General features: G+C 47.2%; 7 protein-coding genes and 1 pseudogene. 6 read left to right on the top strand and 2 right to left on the bottom strand.

The genetic code is table 11. The features are described from left to right. The first annotated feature begins 169 nt into the window (after positions 1-169). The 5 genes and pseudogenes from OSC7112_RS40445 to OSC7112_RS38895 all read left to right on the top strand — a co-directional run bounded on the left by OSC7112_RS40445 (position 170) and on the right by OSC7112_RS38895 (position 2,070). Positions 170-310 (top strand): hypothetical protein, encoded by a 141-nt coding sequence (locus OSC7112_RS40445; protein WP_015211694.1) that lies wholly within the window; start codon positions 170-172, stop codon positions 308-310. A gap of 70 nt (positions 311-380) precedes the next feature. Beyond that, positions 381-665 (top strand): hypothetical protein, encoded by a 285-nt coding sequence (locus tag OSC7112_RS37445; RefSeq protein WP_190274465.1) that lies wholly within the window; start codon positions 381-383, stop codon positions 663-665. A gap of 5 nt (positions 666-670) precedes the next feature. Next, positions 671-917: pseudogene (locus tag OSC7112_RS31545) on the top strand (hypothetical protein); the annotation flags it as partial. Between the two features lie 146 nt (positions 918-1,063). Beyond that, positions 1,064-1,189 (top strand): hypothetical protein, encoded by a 126-nt coding sequence (locus OSC7112_RS42025; RefSeq protein WP_015211696.1) that lies wholly within the window; start codon positions 1,064-1,066, stop codon positions 1,187-1,189. A 677-nt stretch (positions 1,190-1,866) separates the two neighbouring features. Beyond that, complete coding sequence (locus OSC7112_RS38895; RefSeq protein ID WP_150111726.1) at positions 1,867-2,070, top strand: hypothetical protein; 204 nt, start codon at positions 1,867-1,869, stop codon at positions 2,068-2,070. 48 nt (positions 2,071-2,118) lie between these two features. Here the strand turns inward: OSC7112_RS38895 and OSC7112_RS40450 are convergent, their stop codons facing one another. After that, positions 2,119-2,334 (bottom strand): hypothetical protein, encoded by a 216-nt coding sequence (locus OSC7112_RS40450; protein ID WP_190274466.1) that lies wholly within the window; start codon positions 2,332-2,334, stop codon positions 2,119-2,121. Positions 2,335-2,638: 304 nt separating this feature from the next. Next, the gene (locus OSC7112_RS38900; RefSeq protein ID WP_041623812.1) at positions 2,639-2,818 is read right to left on the bottom strand and encodes a hypothetical protein; all 180 of its coding nucleotides are present in this window, start codon (positions 2,816-2,818) and stop codon (positions 2,639-2,641) included. Positions 2,819-3,143: 325 nt separating this feature from the next. Here OSC7112_RS38900 and OSC7112_RS31560 point away from each other — a divergent pair, with 325 nt between their 5' ends. Next, positions 3,144-25,286 (top strand): putative Ig domain-containing protein, encoded by a 22,143-nt coding sequence (locus OSC7112_RS31560; protein ID WP_015211697.1) that lies wholly within the window; start codon positions 3,144-3,146, stop codon positions 25,284-25,286. Positions 25,287-25,304: the final 18 nt, after the last annotated feature.

Below are 25,304 nucleotides of genomic sequence, written 5' to 3' on the forward strand. Positions count from 1 at the left end.
TGGTAGCTTGCCTCTGCTACAATCACTTAATTTTGGGAGTGCAGAGTTTGCTGTTAAATTGTTAAATAAATCTTAAGCGTACCGGAACGGTAAAAAACCTGAAAATTAACTTTTTGAGACTGGCTTTTCATGATTTTTTTTGCATAAATTTGAGTTTTTGTGAGTTTTCATGAGTAAAACTATGCAAGCTCAGCTTGAACTATTAGCTGAAGTCGAAGCAGTATTTGCAGCAAAAAACTCACAAAAACTCACAAAAACTCAAATTTATGCAAGCTGGGAAACCAAGGAAAAAAGCAGAGATGAGCGATAGCAAGCAATGTTTTTGTGATCACAAATTGGCTTTAAAACAGCAAGGCTTGTGCGTTCTGGCGCTCAAACTAATGCAGGCTGCAAAACAACTGCATCAATCGGTACTGACTCCCATGCAATACGATCGCGCTTGTCCTTGTAAGCGGATTAGCATAAACTTCTACAGGCGCACATACGAAAAGCGGGTATGGGCAGTAGCAACAGCAATGTTCAGCGATATATTTATACTGCTAAAGAAATTAACCGCCGAATGGATGAAACTTATGGTGCGATCGCTCCTACAACCGCAATTCAGACACAAGCGATCGCTGTACTCCCGAAATAGCTCACGCCCTTCAACGAGCGCCGAACATTAAATTAAAGTCGGGGACTGCCAACAGCGCATTCTGCTGAACCGTTGAAAAGCAAGCTAATTGCCTCACCGTCTGAGGTTTATGTCTGGCCTGACCCTGGCTGGTGTCGTCAGAGGGCAGGCGATCGCGCCTCTGTACCGTTCAGTCCCCCAAGCTGCTAAAAACGATCCAGAACTCTACACATTGCTTAGCTTGATTGACGCACTGAGAGTAGGTCGAGTGCGGGAGCAACGTTTGGCAGAAGGCGAACTTAAAACAGGCTCCTCACTGTCAATACCCTGGACAGTTTTTAGAGAAACGGCCCAAACCCTCATTATACCGTTGGCGAGCGCGGCGAACTTGGAGTCCAAAACCCGCATTCTACCGTTGCCCATTAAAAAGTGTCCGAAGTATTGCACTGTATGAACCCGCAGATATCTATGCTGGAAACAGTCGTACCCAATGTAATAGAACACCAACAGGCTTGGTGGATGGCTGCAAGAGCAACGGTCACGCACAAGCCAACTGAACTACAACTCTTGCTATAAAATGGCTACCGCCCTTGTTCCGAAGATTGATACGAATAGCTGCATAGCGAATAACTGGGGGGCAATATTTTAGGCAATCTTAACAGTCTATTCAATTAGTTCGGCTTACTCAAGACAGTCTATTCGATTAATTCGGCTTACTCAAGACAGTCTATTCGATTAATTCGGCTCAGCGAGAAACAACCTATTCAATTAGTTCGGCTCAGCGAGAGATTGAGATTAAATTATCAATCTTGAGCCTGTTTTGAATCAATTGCAATTTCCATTGCTTCAATTCATAATTGCAGAGTTTGTTGTAAAAATCTTAAATAATTCTTAAGCGTACCAGGACGGAAAAAACCCTCAAAATTCACTTTTCTCAAGTGAGTTTTTTTGAGTTTTTCTGCATAAATTTGAGTTTTTTTGAATAAATTTGTGCAAGCTGCAAATTGAAGTGTTCGCTGTTTTTGGCTTAATTAGCAACAAAAAACTCATAAAAACTCAAATTTATGCAAATTTATGCAAATTTATGCAAGGTAGAAAGCTTGCACAAAAAGCAGAGATGGACGGTAGCAAGCAATGTTTTTGCGATCGCAAACCTAACTTTTACGTGCAGAAATAGAAATAATGCACCCTTATGAATGGGGAATCTTAGGTATCAAGGCGCTTGATTTTTACCCGCTCTGAGACTGTGCCGATTGCTCACATTGCTCAGGCAGTTGTTGTGGCGACTTTTGTGGAGGCGATCGACGCCGACAACTGTCACAACAGCCGATGTGGTGGCGGTTGTCGGCGCGGCAGAATTTGCCCGGTTCAAACTGCATTACTGCATTGCTCTTCAACATCTGTTAACGCCCCATCAGTTGCCAGGAGAGTACGCTGATATCGCTCCTCAAAAATAGCGATCGCCAAATTTCCCAAATACCGCTCTCTGAGGAAAGTGTTTGTAGCTAGAGATCGTAGAGCGCCGTTCGGTATGCTGCATTCTTCCGACACCCGCTCTCCACGAACCGAGGATGTTTCTCTTTGAACAAGCGAGCTCCCGGGTAGAAAATTGGCTCTAGTTGAGAGTCAGGTTGCTGACACCGCCGCCACTGCTGGATTTGCCCGGAGTCGAGTCGGGTGTCCGAGCAGTGAATGACTTTCCAAGCGGTGCTGCCGAGCAAGAGGAAACGGGCGCTTAGGAAGCTTGGAGTGGATTCGTTAATTTAAGTATTTTCCTGCCTGATTTAAGTATTTTCTCGCAGGAAAACAGTTACTTTTATAAAGACTTAACATAAGTCAAACAACTCTCAGTAAATATACAGAATTATTTTCTGACTCGCAGCAGCAAAAACTATAAAGTTCAGTATTGTAACTAATATATTTATAATCGAGTCTAGCCGATAATAAGGACGAGCAACAAGTCGAGCGCAGTCGTAGGAATAAGCGTAAGTAAAGATTCCTCGAACTTGCTCAACGCCAAATCAATCAATTAAAAATCCAGGGTGCAGCCATGACTTTAACAAAGCCGTTTCGATTGCCTTTTCCCCAAAAAAGTAGCAAAAGCACAAATTTGGCAACCCCTACCTTGACTGTCAATCCTACAACAGACAGTTTGAGAGCTCGAACATCAAGCAAAACAATCAATAATAATAGTCCTGGACGCATAGACTCTACTTGTATGATGCGCCGCTCCCCGCCTTACCGCTACAGATAGTGTCAAAATTGACCCGTTGAATCGAGGACTGAATAAATTGAGCCCTTGACTGAATAAATTGAGTCCTTGACTCAATAAATAGCGAAAGCGAGTAACAATAGCGAAGGCGGGCTACAGTCGCTTAAGGAGTACGGATTCGCCTTATAACTCCATTCAAACAGGCGTCTCGACCAAAGCGGGTAACATAATTGCAACTCGCATCTCCTCAAAAAAATAAGTGACGCATCCAAGCTTACCAAAACTATAATTTAACCCTCAAATCAGGAGTGCAAGCGAGTGCCTTTAACAGACCCGATTGGAGAACCTTTAATAGAAAAACAGGAATCCTTAATTCCCGGACTTGCCCCGACAAAGCCCCCTCTGCTGCCGGGAATTCAAACCTCAAAACCTTTATTATATCAAGCTCCGGCAGAATCATCCGAATCCGAACAGCTTAACTTAAACTTAATAGAACCAGCAAGCGAACCCGCATCCGAATTCAGTCTAACAGAAACTGATGCTTTTATTATTAATAAACCCTCCGATCTTAACAGCATATCTTCTGCAAACACCAGCCTTCTGATAACTAACAGCACTCTCAGGGATACAACAAATTCTGAAGTTGATCCCCTAATTGGTAAACTCGACTCCGACTTAGGAGACCCCCTAATAAACCCGAATCAAATTGCATCAAATAACGTTTCTGATGATTCTAATAAATCTGCGACTGACATACCTCTCAACTCCTCAATCAGCAACTCAGAACTAAATAAAACCACAGCAGCTACAACCGCGGTTTCAGATGAATTGGTGGAAAATAAAACACAATTATCGCCAACCGCCTCCACAAAATCAGAAAAAGATTCGGACAAAACATTACCCGTTGCAACTGCATCTACCGCAAGCGAAAAAGATTCGGAGAAAACGCCATTACCCGCTACCGCTGAAACGACTTCCAAACCTGAAGAACACCAAACGCCCTTATCATCAGGGACTACACTCTTCTTCGAGTCATCACCAAACAAAATATCACCTGCAACTGCATCAACGTCGGACAAATCAGAACCAGATCCAACATCACCTGCAACTGTATTAACGACTGATAAATCAGAATCCAACAAAACATCACCTGCAACTACATCAACTCCTGACAAATCAGAATCCAACAAAACATCACCTGCAACTGCATCAGCCGCTGAAAACCCTGAACCAGATCGAACATTACCTGCAACTGCATCAACTCCTGACAAATCAGAACCAGATCAAACATCACCTGCAACTGTATTAACGACTGATAAATCAGAATCCAACAAAACATCACCTGCAACTACATCAACTCCTGACAAATCAGAACCAGATCCAACATCACCTGCAACTGCATCAGCCGCTGAAAACCCTGAACTAGATCGAACATTACCTGCAACTGCATCAACTCCTGACAAATCAGAATCCAACAAAACCTCACCTACCGAAATCTCCACCACCAACAACTTAGAGACCGCCACTAATTTAGAACCAAATAAAACCTCAACCCCAGAACCAGATCGAACCTCAACTCCCCCAACCAACATCAACTTTGACTCAAACGCATTCACTGTCGATGAAAAAGGAATAATCGGCATACAATTCACATCCGACGGCGGCTGGTATAGCGGACAACTAGCCATCGTCAGCCTACTCGGAATGGAAAAATTCGTTCCCGGTTCCGAAGCCTTCATCTTTGAAGCAGCCAGTCGAGCTTTAAGCAACTCGACAAAGGGCTACATCGCAATAAATGACGATTTAGAATCCGCATATTACACCGACCCTAACAGCTCAGAAAACCTCAATTCCGGGCAATATCTCGGCACAAAAACATTTGCCATGACGCCTGGGGACAAATTCTTCTTCATGCTAGTCCCCAACGGCACCGTACAGCAAGTATACGACAACCCCGCAATCGGCGGCGACAAAAAACCCCTATTTTCAATAGCTACAGACAATCCCAGCGACGGCTTCAGTATCGGTCAAATTGCCGATATTACAGGCGAAGGCAAACTTTTCGTCATGGAAGACATGGGGCTGATTCAAGGAAGCGATCGCGATTACGATGATATCACATTCCGAGTCACGGGCGCTACATCTAAAATCGTTCCCCTCAGTCAATTAGTTGACCCCTTATCAGCATCAATTCACTCCCAGTTAGTTCAAAAACTGAAGGGTGAATCGGATAAATCAGAACCGAAATTTACCGCTGAATCAACTGTTACTAATTCCGGCGATAAATCCCAGGGAGAAACACCATCGATAACTGCTGATAACGACCAACAAAAACCTCAGCCAACAGCAACATCAACAGTTGCTAACTCAGACAGCCCTGAAGCGCAACCAACAGAAACATCAACAGTTGACAAATCAGATACTCAAGAATCGCAACAAATAGAAACATCAATAGTTGGCAAATCAGATACTCAAGAATCACTACCAACAGAAACATCAACAGTTGGCAAATCAGATACTCAAGAATCACTACCAACAGCAACATCAATTGCTGTCAAATCAGATACTCAAGAATCGCAACCAACAGAAACATCAACAGTTGGCAAATCCGATACTGAAGAAGCGCAACCAACAGCAACATCAACATTTGGCAAATCAGATACTCAAGAATCACCACCAACAGCAACATCAACAGTTGGCAAATCAGATACTCAAGAATCACTACCAACAGCAACATCAACAGTTGGCAAATCAGATACTCAAGAATCGCAACAAATAGAAACATCAACAGTTGGCAAATCAGATACTCAAGAATCGCCACCAACAGCAACATCAACAGTTGGCAAATCAGATACTCAAGAATCGCCACCAACAGCAACATCAACAGTTGATAAATCTGATAGTCAAGAATCACCAGCCACAGAAACATCAATAGTTGGCCAATCCGATACTGAAGAAGCGCAACCAACAGCAACATCAACAGTTGGCAAATCAGATACTCAAGAATCGCAACAAATAGAACAAACAGCCTCTCCCCCAGAGACACCCAGTGTTATCCCTAATGAATTAAATTCAGAAAGTGAACTGCCAGTATCAGCAGAATTTATTGTCAGCCAGTCAGCAGATACTGAATCAATTAAAACCGACACAACTGCAACTAATCGCATTCCTCAATTGCCGGCTTCAGCCGACTATGCTGTAAATAATGCTGCTTCTCCACCAACCGCTGAAACTCTGCTAATTCCCACTCCCATCGCGTCACAGCCTCCTGCAAAAACATCTGAGATTGCCGATAATTTGGGCGAAGAATTGCCAAGAGAAACCGACGACAATCTTCCTAATGCTGCGTCACAATTGCCGGTCCAAATTACTGAGGTTATTCCCGCATCCAAGGCTGTTGATACCCAAGAAAATGACCGGGATGTTACCGAAACCGCAGCCGAATTTGAAACAGAACAATTTCCCACAACAACCGCTGAGATTATTGCTACAGAAACAGAAAAGGTTGCCGATTTAATTGAAGATGACACCGCCTTCCCTGAAATAACAGCCGAATTTGAAACAAAACAATTGGTGACAAAAACCGAATCAATTGTTTATACACCAGAAGCGGATGATACGGTTGAACGCGAACTCCCTGTTGCTGAAATAACAGCCGAAGTTGAAAGCCAACAATTGCCATCAAAAACAGACGATTTCGCTTTTGCAGAATTCGCTGCGGATACAATTGATACGGACATCGCTGTCACCTTCACCGCAGAATTAGAGACTGAAAACTCCCCGGCAACTGTCGTTAATTCTCTCGAACCCGACCCGCTAATTTCTCCCTCAAACTCTAGCGTACAAACCGATTCTCCTATACCGGCACTTTTCTCAACTCCATCAGAAACAGCAGCAGGTACGGCACAGATAGCCTCAGTCGAAACCAGCATTTCACCCTCAACTCTTAAATCCCCACCCGAACCAAATTCAAACACTTATAATAGCAATTCAACTCAAACAGAAACCGCCGCCGCCCAGCCCGCATATTCAGATACCGAAATTGCGCCCCAAGGAGCAGATATAACAAGCGGTTTGTTGCCGTTAGAGGCAGAAGAACCGGCTCAATTTTCGGACGGTATTGCAGACAGTCAACCCAATTCAACACAGCGTACGGGCGACTTCCAAAGCAATACAAATCCCCCAACAAATTTATCAATAACAACAACAGCCAATTTACCACCAATCCCCGGTACTTTTCTTGTAGATAACCAAGGACAAGTCAGATTTGACTATGTATTTGACGGCGGTTCCTTTGAAGGCGAACTCGGAATTTTCAGCCTGGCAGGAATGTCCGGGCTTACACCAGGAACTCCAGAATTCATTACCGAAGCATTGCGTAGAGTTTTAAGCAATTCCACCGAGGGACACGTTGTCATCAGCGATGCTACAGAAGGAGCAAAATTCACCGGTGCGATGCCGTTCGACGGTTCGCGGAACAGCGGCGAATATCAAGGTATCAAAACTTTCAATATGACCCCAGGCGACACCTTTGCCGTCATGTTAGTCCCCGACGATACAGTACAGTCATCGCTCGATTCCTTTTATTCGGAAAACGTGTATTCCGGCAGTCGCCCCTTATTCAGTATTGCGAATGCCAATCCCAACGATACATCTTACGTGTTGCCTCTAGCCGACACAACCGGAACGGGGAACACTTTTGCGATGGAAGATATGTCGGCCGCTAACTCTGACAGCGACTACAATGACCTTATCTTCACAGTGCTTGGGGCAACAGGAAACGCACCGCTGCTGGATTCCGTCATCGACCCTGACAGAGAATGGCGCAATACAGCTTTAGGACAGCAACTGATAGAATACGCCAACAGTTTGGTAGAGCCAACTGAACCGAACCCCGATACAATTTGGTTGGTAGAAGGAACGACATTTGCCAACACTTACTCGCAAACCTTAACAATCCCAGCATCTCCTTCAACCCTCGATATTGGCATTGTCGGACTCAATTTCGATACCTCTGATACCAACCCAAAATCGATTAACGACGCCTTTGAAATATCGTTAGTGGATGGGACTGGGAAATCCTTAATCGGCACCATTGCCAGCGGCAAAAACGCCTCCTTTAACATTACTGAAGGTCTGCCGCCCCAACTAGCACCGGGCGTCACTTTTAACGGTGGCAAAATCAGCATAGACTTGTCGCAAATCGCGCCCGGAACCGCCGCTACTCTGCAAGTGCGATTGGTCAACAACGACGGCGACGCGGCAACCAAAGTCGGCATCGCCTCGATTAACGTTCAAGCCGGTGCAGCACCGCCACCAACACCGACAACACCCTCCGGAACAATCCCCGATAACACCCCGATTGACTTCGCTGCTTTGAGGGATGTTTCCGGGGGCGTGGAAACCGAGTACGGGCAGACATCGTTCAACTCTACAACCAAAGTTCTGCACGCCGATTTAGCATTAAAAAATATCGGACAATACCCGCTGCGCGACAGGTTGTTGGTGGGAGTAACTAACATTAGCGACCCGACAGTCAGGCTGTTGGATGCCTCGGGAATTACGCCGGATGGAATTGTTTATTACGACGCAACTTCACTCTCCAGGGACGGCCTGTTAAAACCGGGAGAAACGACGCTTCCAGGCACGTTAAAATTCTACAATCCCTCGTCCGTTCTATTCAGTTACGATTTAGTATTTTTGAGCGAATTGAACCGACCGCCCGAGTTTTCGGGAACTTTAGATACGGAAGTAGTAATTGGAAAACCTTACGTTTATACCGCTGCTGCTGTTGACCCGGATGGAGATGCAATTACCTATTCCCTGTTAGAAAAACCGAACGGAATGGAGATAGATTCCGTAACGGGAAGGATTGCTTGGCCGACGGTGGCGGGAGATATCGGCAACCACGCGGTGACGGTGCAAGCGGATGATGGGAACGGGGGAATTACCACACTTACCTACACCCTGTCGGCCCTCAGCCAACCGCCGAACAGGCCGCCGATTTTCACTTCGACACCCGTGGTGGATGCTTGGATAAATACACCCTACCGCTACGACAGTGACGCCACCGACCCCGACAGCGATACAATCGGCTACAAACTGATTCTCGGCCCTGAAGGCATGAAAGTTAACCCCAATACGGGACTGGTGGAATGGACGCCGCCGGCCGTTCTCGTGCTGGGAGATACGGTACTGGGTAAAATCAGCTTGCCAGGGGAAAGAGACGAATTCACCTTCAGCGGCACGGCCGGACAGCGCATTTACATAGACCCGCTGCAATACAGCGGTGCTGCTGGGAATTGGAAATTCGACATCCAAAGTCCCAGCGGCGAGACTGTATCAACGAACTTAGACAGCAACAAAATCCTCAACCTGACAGAAACCGGCAATTACCGCATCGTAACGTCAACCAACGGCGACGCCACCGGCAGCTACGGCTTCAGCGTTATCGACCTCGGCTTAGTACCCGCCGTTCCCTTCGATACAACCATCAAAGGCACTCTCAGCCCCGGTTCGGAAGACGACTTATTCCGCTTCACCGGCAGCAAAGGTCAAAAGCTGTTCTTCGACAACAAAACCAACAGCGGCGGCTTCAACTGGATACTCTACTCGGCCGACAGCAAAGAAGCCAAGTATCGCGGCTCGGAAGCAGATATGGAACTGTACTTGCCGAAGGACGGCGAGTACGTGCTCGCCATCAGGGGCAACTCCAGCTTTACCAGCACCGTCGATTACTCGTTCGAGATTGTCACGCCCGACGACATCACAGTACCCATCGTCCCCGGCAGCAACGCGGAGCCCAACAGCGTTTACGGGGAACTCAAGGAAAAAGGCGAAACAGATTACTACACCTTTACCGGAGAAGTCGGACAGCGCATTTACTTCGATCGGCTGTTCTACAAGCAAGATATCCCGAACGGCTACTGGCCGCACACAGCAAAACTGATCGGTCCCAGCGGTGCCGCTCTGCCGATTTACAATCTCGAATACAACTATGACGGAAATCCGATTACTTTAAAAGAAAGCGGCACTTACCGCATAGAAATTGACGGGACTGAAGAAAACACGGGTACTTACAGCTTTAGCGTTCTCGACTTGGGACTGGCAGCACTCCTGAACTTGGATACCGACATCAGCGGCACCCTCAACCCAGGGCAGGAAACGCATTTATATCAGTTTACAGGCTCGAAAAGCCAGCGCCTCTTTTTCGATACGCCGGGGGGAACTGTAAATACAAACTGGACTCTTTACGATTCTGGGAATAACGTGGTTCCCGGCGGTGACGCTTCCCAGAATACCGACATGGAAGTGGTACTGCCGAACTCCGGCACTTACACGCTGGCAATCAGGGGCTACAACAACAACACCCCGGTCAACTACTCGTTCAAAGTAATTACTCCCGACGTGCAAGCCGGGACGCTGGCATTTAATGTCCCTGTTTCGAGTTCCATCGGCGAAAAAGGCGAGCAGGACGTTTACACCTTTACTGGCACCAAAGGACAGCGGGTGTTCCTCGATACGCTGATGGAGACGCCCAATAACCGAGCCACATTAGTTAGCCCCAGCGGCACCAAAGTCATCAACAACTCGCCGATGGAGTCAGACTCTTATTGGCGGAGTCCTGTCATTTTGCCGGAGAACGGGACCTACTCGCTGACTGTGGATGGTGACAACCAAACAACTGACCCTTACAGCTTCCGCCTGGTAGATGCCAGCAACGTGCCAGTCTTGCAAAAAGACGCCACCAGCCCGACCTCCGGCACGCTAAATCCTGGGAGAGCGATACAGTTCTATCAATTTACAGGAGCCAAAGGCGATCGCGTTTACTTCGACAGTCAAGAAAACTCAGGCACTGCCGCCTGGAGCCTCTACAACTCCAACAATGGCGTACTTGTTAACAACGTAAATCTTTCCACCGATTTTGAATACCCCCTGGAGGGAGACGGAACTTACTACCTGATGCTGAGGGGAGAAAACAGCACGCCCGTCAACTACCAAATTCAGCTAATTACCACGACTTCACCCCCCGCCCCGATGACGCTTTCTGCCCCCGTTACCAGCAGCATCAGCAAGCTGGGAGAACAAGATGCCTACACCTTTACGGGTAATGTCGGTCAAACGCTGTACTTCGACCCCCGCATCGGCAACAGCGATATCACCGTTAAAATTTACAGTCCCAGCGGTAAAGAGGTTTTGAATGGCAACACGGGTACAGACCGCCCGCCCTTCACCCTCACCGAAGCGGGCACTTACAAGGTGACAGTTGACGGCCTTTACGGTAAAACTGGAGATTACAGCTTCATTCTCTCTGACGCAGCGCCGCTACTGCCGTTGGGAACCCCGCTAAGCGGATCTCTGGCTGCAAAAGAAACCGTCCTGTATAAAATAAACGGCACGGCAGGACAGCAATTGACGTTCGCTGGCTCTAGCGCGAGTTCCGGTGCAGAGTGGGTGCTGTACGCTCCTCAAAACCTGCTGAACCCTGAAAGCTACTACTACGAAAACAACAGGGTCGGCTCGGCCAACCTTAACACTGGCTTCACCTCCACCCTGCCCGCTGACGGCACTTACATCCTGGCGCTGCGGAATCCTTCGGCAAATTCGGTCAGCTACAGCAACATCCAAGCCAACAGTACCCTACCGCCAGCTACAACCAACAGCGGGTTGGGGATGCCCTACGGCGGTACGCTGTCAGCACCGGGTGAAGTGGATGAAAACTCCTTCACAGCCAAGGCCGGGACGCTAATTTATTTTGACGGTCAAAGCAACGCTCCAGGGCGGTGGGTGAGACTTTTAAAGCCAAACAGCACTAATGATTTTGTCTTTAACAATCTTGACAGCCAGAGCGACGGCGGCGCCTATCAACTAACGCAAACAGGCCCCTACAAGCTGGAAGTTTACGGTTACCCTGCCACTACCACGGGCAATTACAGCTTCCAATTGGTTGACCTCAAAGCATCGCCAACGCTCGCCTTAAATGCCCCCATCAATGTATCCTTAAATCCTCGGGAAACGAAAGCATACAAATTCACGGGGACAGTCGGTCAAAAAGTTTGGTTGGACGGTTTAAATACTAGCGGTACCAACGTTACGGCAAAGTTGTTGAATTCGAGCGGGCTGCAAGTTGCTTATACCGGAGATTTATCAAACGATATTGAATTGCAGACTTTAGAAGCTGACGGCGAATACTATTTGGTGCTGCAATCAAATAATACATCGCAAACTACAGCCAACTTCCGACTGCTCGACAATACGGATACGGGCGCAACAACTTTAACCAGCTTGGATAATACAACTGTATCCGGCAATTTCGGTACGAGCAAGCGAGAAACTGTTTTGTACAAGTTTCAAGGCTCAGAAAACCAGACCCTCTATTTCGATCGCCTTGATGGGGATTTTTACAACTACTACAGGCTCTACAGTCCCAACGGCCAGCAGCTTTTCTATCAATACGGTGTCTCTGATTACGAACAAAAACTGCCAAGCTCCGGCGAGTACGTGCTCGCTTTTGATGGTGACAACCAAACTAATAACAATTACGGCGTGCGGCTCGTCACACCAACAGATGGTGCATTTTCCTTGACAATCGGCAATACCGTGAATGGGGAAATTAGCAAAGCCGGCCAGCAAAATACTTATACTTTTGCGGGTACGGAAGGTCAGCGTTTGTGGTTCGACAGCCTCCTGGCTGCGGGTAATATTAATGGCACTTTGTACAGCCCCACCAACGCTATAATCTGGAACAGTCAAAATTTGGGAAGCGATCTCGAACCCGCTGCTCTTACTACCCTTAAAGAAACGGGTAATTACCGCTTTGTAGTAGATGGTTCTGGTGACGCTACCGGCAGCTACAGCTTCCGCCTTCTCGATTTGGCTGCTGCCGCACAAACCACCTTTTTAGATACAAATACTACCGGCAATTTTGGCACGAGCAAGCGCGATGCGGTCGTGTATAAATTCACGGGTACTGGGGGTCAATATGTCTATTTCGATCGCATTGAGGGAGGCGGGTCTAACTACTCCGTCTACAGTCCCGACGGGCAGCGCTTTTTCTATCAGGACTTGTCTTATGACCCTCCCTATCCTTACTCCTACGATTACGGCGTTGAACCGACAAAGCTGCCTAGTTCTGGCGAGTACACTCTTGTTTTTAACGGGACGGGTCAAACTAATAACAATTATAATTTGCGGATGGTAACGCCCGATCTCGTCACCCAACCTCACACAATTGGAAATACAATAATGGGTGCGATTGGCGAACCAGGAGAACAAGATACCTACACTTTTACTGGAACTCCCGGTCAACAGTTGTGGTTGGATAGCTTGTTCCCCAGCAGCAACATTACCGCTTACTTGTATTCGCCAACAGGCAAACTTCTGTTGAACGGTCACAATCTTGGCGACGATAGAAATTCCTCAGATTTATTGACTTTAACTGAGGCTGGAACTTACACCTTAAAAGTAGACGGTTCCTACGATTATACGGGTGCTTACCAATTCCGCTTCCTCGACTCGGCAGCGGCAACTGTTACTTCTTTAGATACTCCGATTGCGGGGAACTTCGGCACTTTCAAGCGGGAAGCGATTGCCTATCGCTTTAACGGCACTCAAGGTCAGCCTCTTTATTTTGATTCTACGGTTGGCGATGCTGCTAACAATTATTTTCTCTACGACCCCTACGGAAAGCAGATTTTTGATTACGCGGGTTTGAGTTCTGACAATGAGAAAACAGCGCTGCCTTTTTCGGGCGAATACACTCTAATTTTGTCGGGCAAAAACGCTACCAACAACAACTACAACCTGCGGATAGTAACGCCGGATATCGTTACGACACCTTACACTGTGGGCGATACAGTTAGCGGTACGATTGGCGAAGCTGGGGAACAGGATATCTATGCTTTTCGAGGAACTATAGGTCAAAAGCTGTGGTTTGACAGCTTGGAAAATTCATCAACTTTTCTGACAGTAAAATTGGTAGACCCGGATGGAGTAACGGTTTTTGGCGAGTGGTATAACGGTCAATATGCCTCATACGATCGAGAACCTGTAATCCTTACCAAAGAAGGCAATTACAAGCTAATTGTAGATGGTTCTGCTGACAGTGCGGGAAATACTTACAGTTTCCGATTGCTCGATTTGGCAGAAGGCGAAACTTTGACTTTAGATGCTCCGATTTCTGGCAACTTCGGCACCAGCAAGCGCGAAGCTAAAACCTACAAATTTCAAGGTGCAGCAGGCAGCTCTTTCTACTTCGATATGACTGCCGGAGATCCGTACAATTACTACTACCTTTACGACCCATACGGCAAGCGCCTGACCTCTGGAGGCTTGACGAACGATCCCGAACAACCTTTGTCCGTTACTGGCGAATACTCGTTAGTTTTATCAGGTCAGGACAGACCTAATAACAATTACGAGTTTAAAGTGGTAAGGCCCGAGTTAACAACAGTGCCTTTAACTCTCGGTCAAACTGTCAGTCAAAGCATCGACAAAGCAGGCGAAAAAGATACCTATACTTTTGATGGTAAGGTCGGACAAAAGCTGTTTTTTGACGGTTTAACTGGGAACAGCAATTTGTCGGCGCAACTCTACGATCCTTTTGGCAACGCAGTTGTTGGCACGTCGGGCTATTCGAGTGTTAATACGAGCGCTGACTGGCAGCCGCCAACTTTGAATGCCAGCGGAACTTATCGCCTGGTAGTTGATGCCACCAACAATAACACGGGCAATTACAGTTTTAAATTGAGCGATTTAGCCGACTCTTCTCCTCTAAATTTGACCGCGCCCAATATCGGCACTGCTGAAATAGGAGAAGTTGACTTGTATAAAATTACCGGCCGTCAGGGTCAAGTATTAAACTTCGATTTAAGCGCTGCTGCGTGGAGCAACGGTGGAAATTGGGTGCTCTACGGACCCGATAACAAAGCAATAGTTTCTCCGCCTTGGAACTCACCAGACTTTAAGGTGGCGCTGCCGACAGCAGGTTTGTACACCCTAGCTATTACCGGAAACAACTCTTCACCCGTCAGCTATAATTTTAGCGCGACTGATAACACGCCAGCACCACAAACTAGCGCCGGACTCAATTCTATAATTAGCGGTACGCTGACGGCCGGGGGCGTTACAAATCACACATTCACCGCGTCGGCTGGCACTCAAATTTTCTTGGACAGCATCAACAATAATAACTGGCAAATCAGAGCAAGGCTGATAGCCCCTGACGGCAGCAGAGTATTCGATAACGAAGATACTAGCCTAAATACCCTGCCAAAAGTATTGCCGCAAACAGGAGAATACACTCTACAAATATACGGCTATTACACCTCTTCAACTGGCAGCTATCAGTTGCGCGTTGCTGAGTTACCCAACAGCCTCAGAAGCCCGATAACTAACTACTTAGAAATAGGCAGTCCTGTATCTGGAACGCTTTCGGGGGCTGAAGCTAAAGTTTACACTTTTGACGGCGTGGAAGGCCTGCGGGTAGCTTTCAACGGCATGGTGGGAACTAATGTTTCTGCAACTTTATACGACCCGACCGGGAAAGCAGTATTTACTAAACCCAACTTCCAGTACACCGATGTCGAACCGCTTACTCTGACTCAGAACGGTTTGTACCAACTGGTAATCGAAGGCCAGCAAGCAACCAACCAAAACTACTCGTTCCAACTCCTAGAACTGTCAGGAGCCAGCTTCATGCCGTTCAACTTGCCGGTGACCGGTACTTTAGCATCCGGGCAGCAAAGCAAATTCTACAAGTTTGAGGGCAATAAGGGCGATCGCTTGTTCTTCGATTCTATTGTCGGTAATTATTCAAATTACTGGAAGCTAATCGGTCCTGACAACAAGCAGGTTACTTATAATTGGCTCGGCAGCGATTTGCCAGTGGAACTGCCGGCTACTGGAGAGTACGCTCTGTTAATAGAGGGCGGGACTTCGAGCGCTCCGGTCAATTACCAATTCCGGGCTCTGCGCTACGAGAAAACGGCAGCCGATATCGTGACTCCGGGGACGGGAGAAACGGGCAGCAATTCTCTTGGTTCGTCCGGTTTGTATCCCGTGAAGTTGGAAGCGTCAGACGGTCAGGGCGGCAAAGACTTGCAAGAATACAGCATCCGGGTGTGGCCCGACCCGACCAACAGCAATCCGGTTATCGTCAGCGACCCCGTAGTCCGCTTCGGACTGGACGATAAAATTTACCGCTATCAGTTAGCTGCGGTTGACCCGGACGGCGACCGACTCAAATACCGCTTGGTGGACGGCCCGCTGGGAGCATTGATTAACGGCGATAGCGGAGAGTTGCTGTGGTTCCCGGAAAATATTGCGGCCGGGAGCAAAGCTGACTTTACCGTGGAGGTGGCAGACCCGCGCGGCGGCAAGGGCTTGCAAAAGTTTACCGTGGATGCTTACGGCGCTTTGGGTAAAATTCAAGGGGCCGTATTTGACGACTTAAACGGCAACGGCTTCCGCGATTCTAAATTAGTTAAGGGCAACAATCCAGCTATTATAGTGGCGATCGATGTTTCTGGCAGTACCGCAGCCCCGTTTGCCGGCCCTGCTGGGGTTGATGACGTTCTCAAAGCTCAAGTCGCCGCTACCCTGACTCTTATCGATACATTAATAGCTCAAGGTTTGGGCGATAGAGTCAATATCGGCTTGATTCCCCATCAATACACCGCCCAAATTCAAGATATGGACCCCGCAACGCCTGGGGTTCAGCCCTACACGACGCCCCTGGCAGATAAAAACAACAACGGCATCCCCGATATCCGGGAAATCCTGGCAAGTGACACTTACACCATTCCCAACGGTCACAACGATTTTACTCGTGCCGTAGAAGCTATCGACCAATTAGTCCCCTATATGCCGGGAGACAAAAATATTATCTTCATGTCCGACGGCTACGGCGCCCTCGATGCCACAGTCTCCGCGACCGTAAGGGCAGACCTCACAACCAAAGGCATCGGCTTGACAGCCTTCGGTATCGGCCAATATTCAACCCTGGATACCATCAAAAAACTCGACCCAGAAGCAGTAATACTGAGCGATATAGACCAGTTAAGCAGCGTTTTCGGCGGTTTCGACCCCCGCTACACCATCGAGCCCTTAATGGAAAACGTGCCAGTCTATCTGGATCTTAACAACAACGGAGTGCTAGATCCAGACGAACCGAAGCAATTGACCAAAAAGGACGATTCCGAGTCAATTTTGGGTCAAACAAACTATCAGTTTACCTTTGACAACTTAGTGCCCGGTACCTACAAAGTGCGGGCTGTAGCGCCAAGCGACTACATACAAACTGCACCCAGTTCCTCAGTTTTTACAGATACAGTCACGGCTGCGGGACAAACATTCACTCATTTATTCGGCGTCCACAAAGATTCGCAAGAACCTGTGAATTCCGACCCCACCTTCCTGACAGTAGCGCCTCCCTTCGGGCTCAAAGCCGGGGAACCCCTAGTTTACAGGGCTTTGGCCTCCGACCCCGATGCCGACGAAGTGACTTACAGCTTAGTTCTCAACCCTCCAGGAATGAGCGTTGACCCGAAAAACGGCACTGTAGTTTGGACTCCGACAGCAGCGCAGGTCGAAGAATATTATAAAGAACTGCGGGCGACGCGCGATCGCTTGATTGCTTTCGGTCGCCCGGAAGCGGCACCCTCTACGGTGAAATTCAATGTCGTTTTGCGCGCCACTGACGGCAAAGGCGGTCAAGCTTTGCAGTACGTCGAAGTAGAATTGATACCGCCCAACAATCCCCCGCTGTTTGCCTCCATACCGCCGTCGGACTTGCAACCTCAAATCGGTAAGCGATTCGAGTATCGCGCAGTAGCCGCGGATGCCGACGGCGACATTATTACCTACGCGCTGTTACCGAACGCGCCTGCTGGTATCACAGTCAACCCAACTACCGGATTGGTAACTTGGACGCCGACAGCCGGACAATTGGGAACGAATTCTTTCACAGTTAAAGCCACGGATGGAAAGGGTGGCGAATCCAAGCTAGAAGTGCCGCTGCGGGTAATTGAGGCGATTCCCAACCGCCCGCCGGACATTACTTCTGACCCCCGCACTTCAGCCCGCACCGGCAGCGGTTATTTCTACAAACTCGCTGTAACTGACCCCGACGGCAACCCCATCAGCTTTACATTAGTTTCCAAACCCGCTGGGATGACCGTTGACTCAGAAGGTTTGGTAGCTTGGACTCCGACTGCTGCCCAAACAGGCCCGCAAACAGTGTCTGTTTCGGTTAGCGACGGACAAGGTGGAACCGACACCCAATCATGGACTGTCAACGTATCGAATTCCACCGCCAACCGACTTCCCAGCATTACTTCAGTACCGGATACCGTTACCAACTTAGAAAAAGTTTACCGCTACCAGCTAACAGGAACCGACCCCGATGGAGATTACTTGCTCTGGAGTCTTGACAGTGCGCCCAATGGTATGGTAATCGACACAAAAACAGGGGGTTTGAGTTGGCAACCAACCAGCGAACAAATAGGAGAACATACAGTCGCCGTCCGGGTAACTGATAGTTTGGGTTCCTATACAGGTCAAGAATTCAGCTTAAAAGTAACGGGAATTAATACGCCGCCTGCGATTGTATCCATTCCAGTCACGATTGCTGGAGTCAACGGAACATACAAATATCAAGTATTTGGAACTGACCCAGAAAACGATACCCTGCGCTACAGTTTGGGAACCAAACCGGATGGCATGAAGATTGATGCCAGAACTGGTTTAATTGAATGGACTCCGGGTGCTAATTTTGTAGGTTCTCATACTGTTGAAGTTTTAGCAACTGACACCCAAGGTGGGGTAGGGAATCAGAAGTTTGCGGTGTCTGTGGGAACTGCTGCAATCAACCTGCCTCCAACAGTAGTTTCAACTCCTGTATTTGCAGCATCTTTGGGTTCTCAGTACAGCTATCCGGTACAAGCAACTGACCCGGAAAGTGGCAGTTTAACTTATCAGTTATTAAAAGCCCCGATGGGGATGGCAATTAATGCCGCAACTGGATTGCTGACTTGGGATAACCCGACTGCTGGAAACCATCAAATAGTTGTAGGCGCTGCGGATGCTGGAGGTTTGGGGGCGGCGCAAGGTTTTACATTAACTGCAAGGGCAAATTCTACACCGATTGTTCCTGCTGTTCCTGTTGTTCAGTCGGCGGTTGTTGGTTCTACCTATCGTTACGATTTAAGGGCGACTGATGCTGAGGGGGATTTGCTTGCTTATTCTCTGATACAGTCGCCGTCTGGAATGACTGTTGATGAATTCGGCCGCATTAGTTGGATGCCTCAAGCAACTGATGTCGGTACGACGGGGCCGGTGCAAGTTGCTATCACCGATACTTTTGGCAAGACTGTTTCTGTTTCTTACAATTTAAGTGTTGTCGCGGATACTTCCGCACCTAAAGTCAATATTGTTGCCAGCAAAAATACAGCTAATCTCGGAGATTCGGTCACGTTTACCGTCAATGCTGTCGATAACGTGAAAGTTGAATCTTTGGGTTTGACTATCAACGGCACTCCTGTAGTTTTGGATGCACAAGGTCAAGCATCTGTCAAGGTAAATAATTTAGGCAATTTCACGGCAATTGCAACAGCTAAAGATAGTGCTGGAAATGCCGGAACTGCGACTCAAACAGTAGCAGCAATTGACCCCACCGATGTCAACGCGCCTGTTATAAATATCGCCCTGGAAGATGATGCAGAAATCACCGCGCCCTTCAACATCACCGGCACGATTAGTGACAGCAATTTAGCTTACTATACATTGGAAGTAGCCCCGGTTGGTGGCGGGCAAATTCCGGGCGATGGCGGAGGGTTTAAGGAGGTTTATCGGGGAACTGCTGCTGTCAGCAACGGAACGGTTGCGACATTTGACCCGACTGTTTTGGCTAACGGCGCTTACGTTCTCAAGTTCACTGCATTCGACGCTAACGGCAACGGTTCGACTACTGAAAGAACGGTGAATGTTGCTGGTGATTTGAAGTTGGGGAATTTCCGCTTATCCTTTACCGATTTAACGGTTCCGGTGGCGGGTATTCCGATTAACGTGACTCGGACTTACGATTCTTTGAATGCGAATAATAGCGATGATTTCGGCTACGGCTGGCGGATGGAGTTCCGGGATACTGATTTGAAGACTTCTTTGAAGGCTGACCCGACTTATGAGGAGTTGGGCATCAATACCGTAGCATTTGATAGCAAGACTAAGGTATTCATCACCCTACCCGGAGGTAAGCGGGAAACCTTTACTTTTAAGCCGACTCCGAGTCATCTGAATCAGTATTTAGGGGCTGCTGGGCCGGGGGCTGCGATGTACAAGCCTGCTTTTGAGTCTCAGAAGGGTTCGACGGTGACTCTGACGGTTAAGGATGCGAATTTGATACGGAATGAGTACGGCGAGTATTACGGGGTGAACGGGCAGCCCTTCAATCCCGAAAATCCGGCGTTTGGTGGGGTTTATGTGTTGACGACGAAGGAAGGATTGGTTTACGAGATTGATGCGGCATCTGGGGATTTGCTGACTGCTACTGATGCGAATGGGAATAAGTTGACTTTTAGCGATGCGGGGATTGCTAGCAGTACGGGTAAGTCGGTGACTTTTGAGAGGGATGTTGCTGGGAGGATTGTCGGTGTTGTTGACCCGGATGGGAAGAAGGTTAAGTACGAATACGATGCTAAAGGGGATTTGGTTGCTGTTAAGGATAGGGAGAATAATACTACGACTTTTAAGTATGGAGATGAGGACAGACCGCACTTTTTGACTGAGGTTATCGACCCCTTGGGAAGGACTGGAACAAAAGCAGAATACGACCAAGTAACTGGACGGCTGAAACAAATGGTAGATGTCAACGGTAAAGCCGTTGAAATGACCTACGACCCCAACAATTCTAAACAAACTGTCAAAGATACACGCGGGTATTCTACCACCTATATTTATGACTCGCACGGTAACGTCCTGCAAGAAATAGATGCCAAAGCAGGCACTATTACCCGCACCTACGACTCCGATAACAACCTATTAAGTGAAACCGATGCAGATGGTGTTACAACTCTCTATACCTATGATAGCAACAACAACCTGCTAACCATAAAAGACGAACAGGGTAACACCACCCGCATGACCTACGACAATCGCGGTCGCGCTACATCCATTGTTTCACCCACAGGTCTAAAAACTAATGCTAAATACGACAGCCGCGGCAATTTAATCGAAAGCATTGATACAGATGGACTAAAAACAACCTACAGCTACAACGCACAAGGTCAACTGCGTTTCCAAACCGCACCAGACGGTCAAGTAACAGAATTTGACTACGACCGTTTTGGTAACATCAATCGCATGGTGGATAGCCGAGGTAATGAGGTTAAAACTGATTACGACCTCAACAACAGAATCAAGAAGGCAACAACCACATTTAACCTCAACGGTCAAACTTATACCCAATGGATGGAGTATGACTACGACTCCGAAGGTAAAACCATTGCTAGCAGAACCTCCCAAGGCAACAATCAATCGATGATTTACGATAAATTGGGACGGGTTACATCAATGACAGATGTATTTGGCAATGTCACTTCTTACCGCTACGAATTGCCAGAAACATCGGGACAAAATAACAATTCAACTCCACCGTCTGTTGGTTCAGTTGTAACTCGCATTGATGAAATTACCTTACCCGACAATACACCCAATGACAGCAGCGATAATCCGAAAGTCATCAAAAAATACGACCAAGCCAATAATCTGATTGCAGAAGTCTCGACTACTGGATTAGAAACCCGTTATACTTACGATGAATTAGGCCGTTTAGCAGAAACAATTCTACCGGATTCTACGCCGACTTGGGATGACAACAAGAGAGTCAAAACCGAATATTCAGCAGCCAGTCGCATCAAATCTCAAACAGATATTTATGCCAATCAAGAGGCGTATTTCTACAACGACATCGGTCAATTAATTCGTTCAAAAGATGTTCTTGGTAATGACACCACCTACACCTACAACCCAGGCGGACAAGTTGAGTCAGTCACCGACTCCAGAAATCGTACAACCCGCTATATTTACGATGACAAAGCCCGAATTAAAGAAACAATTTACTTCGATAACTCCCGCTTATCGCTGACCTACGACTCACAGGGACGGCTGAAAACCGAAACCAACGAACTCAATCAAACCACCACCTACGAATACGATGCTTACAGCCAAATCAAAGCGGTTATTAACGCCCTAAACGAACGCACCGAATTTGAATACGACAAGCGTCGCCATTTAGTTCGAGTTACCGATGCACTCGGTCGCAGCATTCGTTATAAATACGATGAATACGGACAGAAAGTAGAAACAACTTTCCAAAATGGCGATAAAATATTGATGGGTTACGACCAGTTCGGTCGCATAACCAGCGTCACTGATGAGAATTTACACGCAACCAAATACGCTTACGACAATCTCAGTCAGTTAACCGAAATCGAACAAGCAAATCAAGCCAAAACCAAATACACCTACGACAATTTAGCCCGATTAACCGAGATTAAAGATGCCAACCAAAACGTCACCAAGTTTGAATACGACGCATTTTTCCGCCCCACAGCAACCATTCTGCCAATGGGACAGCGCAATCAAACAGTTTACGATAAATTAGGGCAAATCGTCAGCGAAACTGATTTTAATGGATCCACGATTAACTATACCTACGACACCCTCGGACGTTTAAATCAAAAAACATTCACAGACCCCAGAATCTCGCCCGTTTCCTATACCTACGACCCCGTTACATCGCAATTGCGGACTGTGACAGACGGACGCGGCGTAACGCAATACGCTTACGATACTCGCGACCGGTTAAAAACAACTACTACGCCAGATTTGAAAACTGTCGGTTACGGCTACGACCTGTTAAACAATATTACCTCTCTGACGACTCAAGCGGGAACGACTTCTTACGGTTACGACAAGCTGAATCGTTTGGATACGGTCAAGGAGGGAAATCGCACTTTAGCTGATTACGATTACGATAAAGTTGGCAATTTAATTCAAACTAAATTTGCTGACAGTTCGGTAGAAACGCGCAAATACGATACGCGCGACCGATTAACTGAGTTAACTGCTAAAAATGTCACGGGTACTCCTTTCTCTGGTTTTAACTACACTCTTGATGCTGCTGGCAATCGCAAGAAAGTTGAAGAATATAACGGTCGCACTGTCGATTACAGCTACGATGCACTCAATCGATTGACGGAGGAAAAGATTGTTGATGCTGCTGTGGGAAATCGGACTACGGGCTATGGCTATGACTTGGTGGGGAATCGCTTAACTAAAACCGATACTTTGTCAGGGTCAACTACCTATACTTACGATAACAACAATCGCCTCAATCGGACAACGGAAGGTAGCAAGCTGACAAACTTTACTTACGATAATAATGGTTCTCTCAAAACTCGGTCGTCGGGTACTGAGACTGTTTCTTATGATTGGATTAATGATGGTGAGAATCGCTTGGTTGGGGTGAATAACGGTACGTCAGGGTCGCAGTTTGTTTACGATGCTTTTGGCAGCCGCGTCGCAGCTATTAATAATGGTGTGAAAACGAATTATTTGACTGCTCCGATTTGGGGTTTACCTGAAGTGTTGATGGAGTACGACGCTAATGGAGCGGTTAAGGCTGATTATACTCAGGGTGTGGGATTGGTCAGGTCGCGTTATGATGGTCGGGAAGGGTTTGTTCATACTGATGGATTGGGTTCTACGAGGGCGATTACGGATAATGTTGGTTTGGTAACTGACCGCTATACTTACGATGCGTTTGGAGGATTGTTAAACCAAACGGGGACTTTTGGTAATTCTTTTCAGTTTGCTGGGGAACAGCGGGATAGCGCTACTGGATTGGATTATTTACGTGCAAGGTATTATGACCCTAGTTTGGGAAGGTTTATTTCTAAGGATGCTTTTCCTGGGTATTTAGATGACCCGATGAGTCAGCACGATTATCAATACGCTCATGCTAATCCGGTTAGCAATACTGACCCCAGCGGCTATTTCACAATGGGTGATGTGATGGCTACGCTGAGTGGGGTTTCTGCGCTAGCTGCGATTGGTGGGGTTGGTTTCGGTCTGGGATATATTGGTGGGGCTGCTGCTACGGGTGCAAGTGGTGAAGAAGTTTTAGGAATGTTTGGAGAATGGGGTGCTGGTTTTGCTAGCGGTGTGTCGGGTGGTTTTTTAACTGATGTTTATGAATACACTACTGGCAATAAGGTAGAGCCGAATCATGCGATGCTCTACAATGCTGGGAATGTGACTGGCATTGGGGTTTCTTTTATAACAGGAATGAAGGCAGCTACTTGGGCTACTACTGCAAGTGGGCCTTTGAAGTGGGTTGCTGCTGTGAATACGGGATTGGATGGTTATGGGGCTGGTAAGGCTACTTCTAATCTTTATCAGAGTTATCAAGATAATGGTAAGTTTGAGGTTGAGGATGCTTGGAATTTGTTGGCTTATGTGCCTTTTGCTGGGGCGGCGCTGGGTGGTATCAAGACTTTTATGGCTGCTAATAAGGCAATTAAGGGCGGTGCTGAGGGTGTTGATAATGTCTTGCAATCTACTCAAAGGACAGTAACAAAAGCGGGGAATTGTTTTGTTGCTGGTACGGAGATTCTGACGGTTGATGGGATTAAGAGTATTGAGGATATTCAGGTTGGGGATTGGGTGATTGCTGATGATCCTACTACTCCGGGGGGGATTGAGGCAAAGCAGGTTTTGGATACGTTTATCAGGGAAACTGATGCGCTGTACGATTTGTATGTGGATGGGGAGGTGATTTCTACTACTGGGGAGCATCCTTTCTGGGTATCGGATAAGGGATGGGTTGAGGCGAAGGATTTAGTTGTTGGGTCGTTGTTGCAGACTGGGGATGGTCGGGTTGTTGATGTCGATAAAGTTGAGAAGCGGGAAGGTAAGTTTCCGGTTTATAATTTTAAGGTTGAGGGAATTCCGACTTACTTTGTTTCTGAGTTGGGGGTGCTGGTTCATAATGCAAACGGTTACAGAGACTTTGCTCATGGTTCTTCACAAGAAAATATTGATAAGATCGTTACTCAAGGATTTAATAAAGCTAATGCCGAAAATGCCTCACTAGGTGGAAGGGTTAATAAACCTGGTTCGTTTTTCACAGTTGAATTAACGGGGGAAGGTGGTCCTTCTGTTAGTGAGAAACTAACATTAGCTTATGAATTTGGTCGTCGCCACGCCGACGTGCTTGGCGAGAAACCATCTGTTGTAATTATGCAACTTCCCGATGATATTTTTCGCGAACTTGAGGCGAGTCAAAAAGTCACCATCAGACGGATACCTGGAGCCGAGAATTTTACCGAAACAATTTTTAGACCCGAATCATATGATATTTTAAATCAACATGCAACATTTCCTCAAGTTCTTAAATTTTAAAGAAGATTAGGTAAATTC

The sequence above is a fragment of the Oscillatoria nigro-viridis PCC 7112 genome (assembly GCF_000317475.1).
GTDB classification, from domain to species: Bacteria; Cyanobacteriota; Cyanobacteriia; order Cyanobacteriales; family Microcoleaceae; genus Microcoleus; species Microcoleus nigroviridis.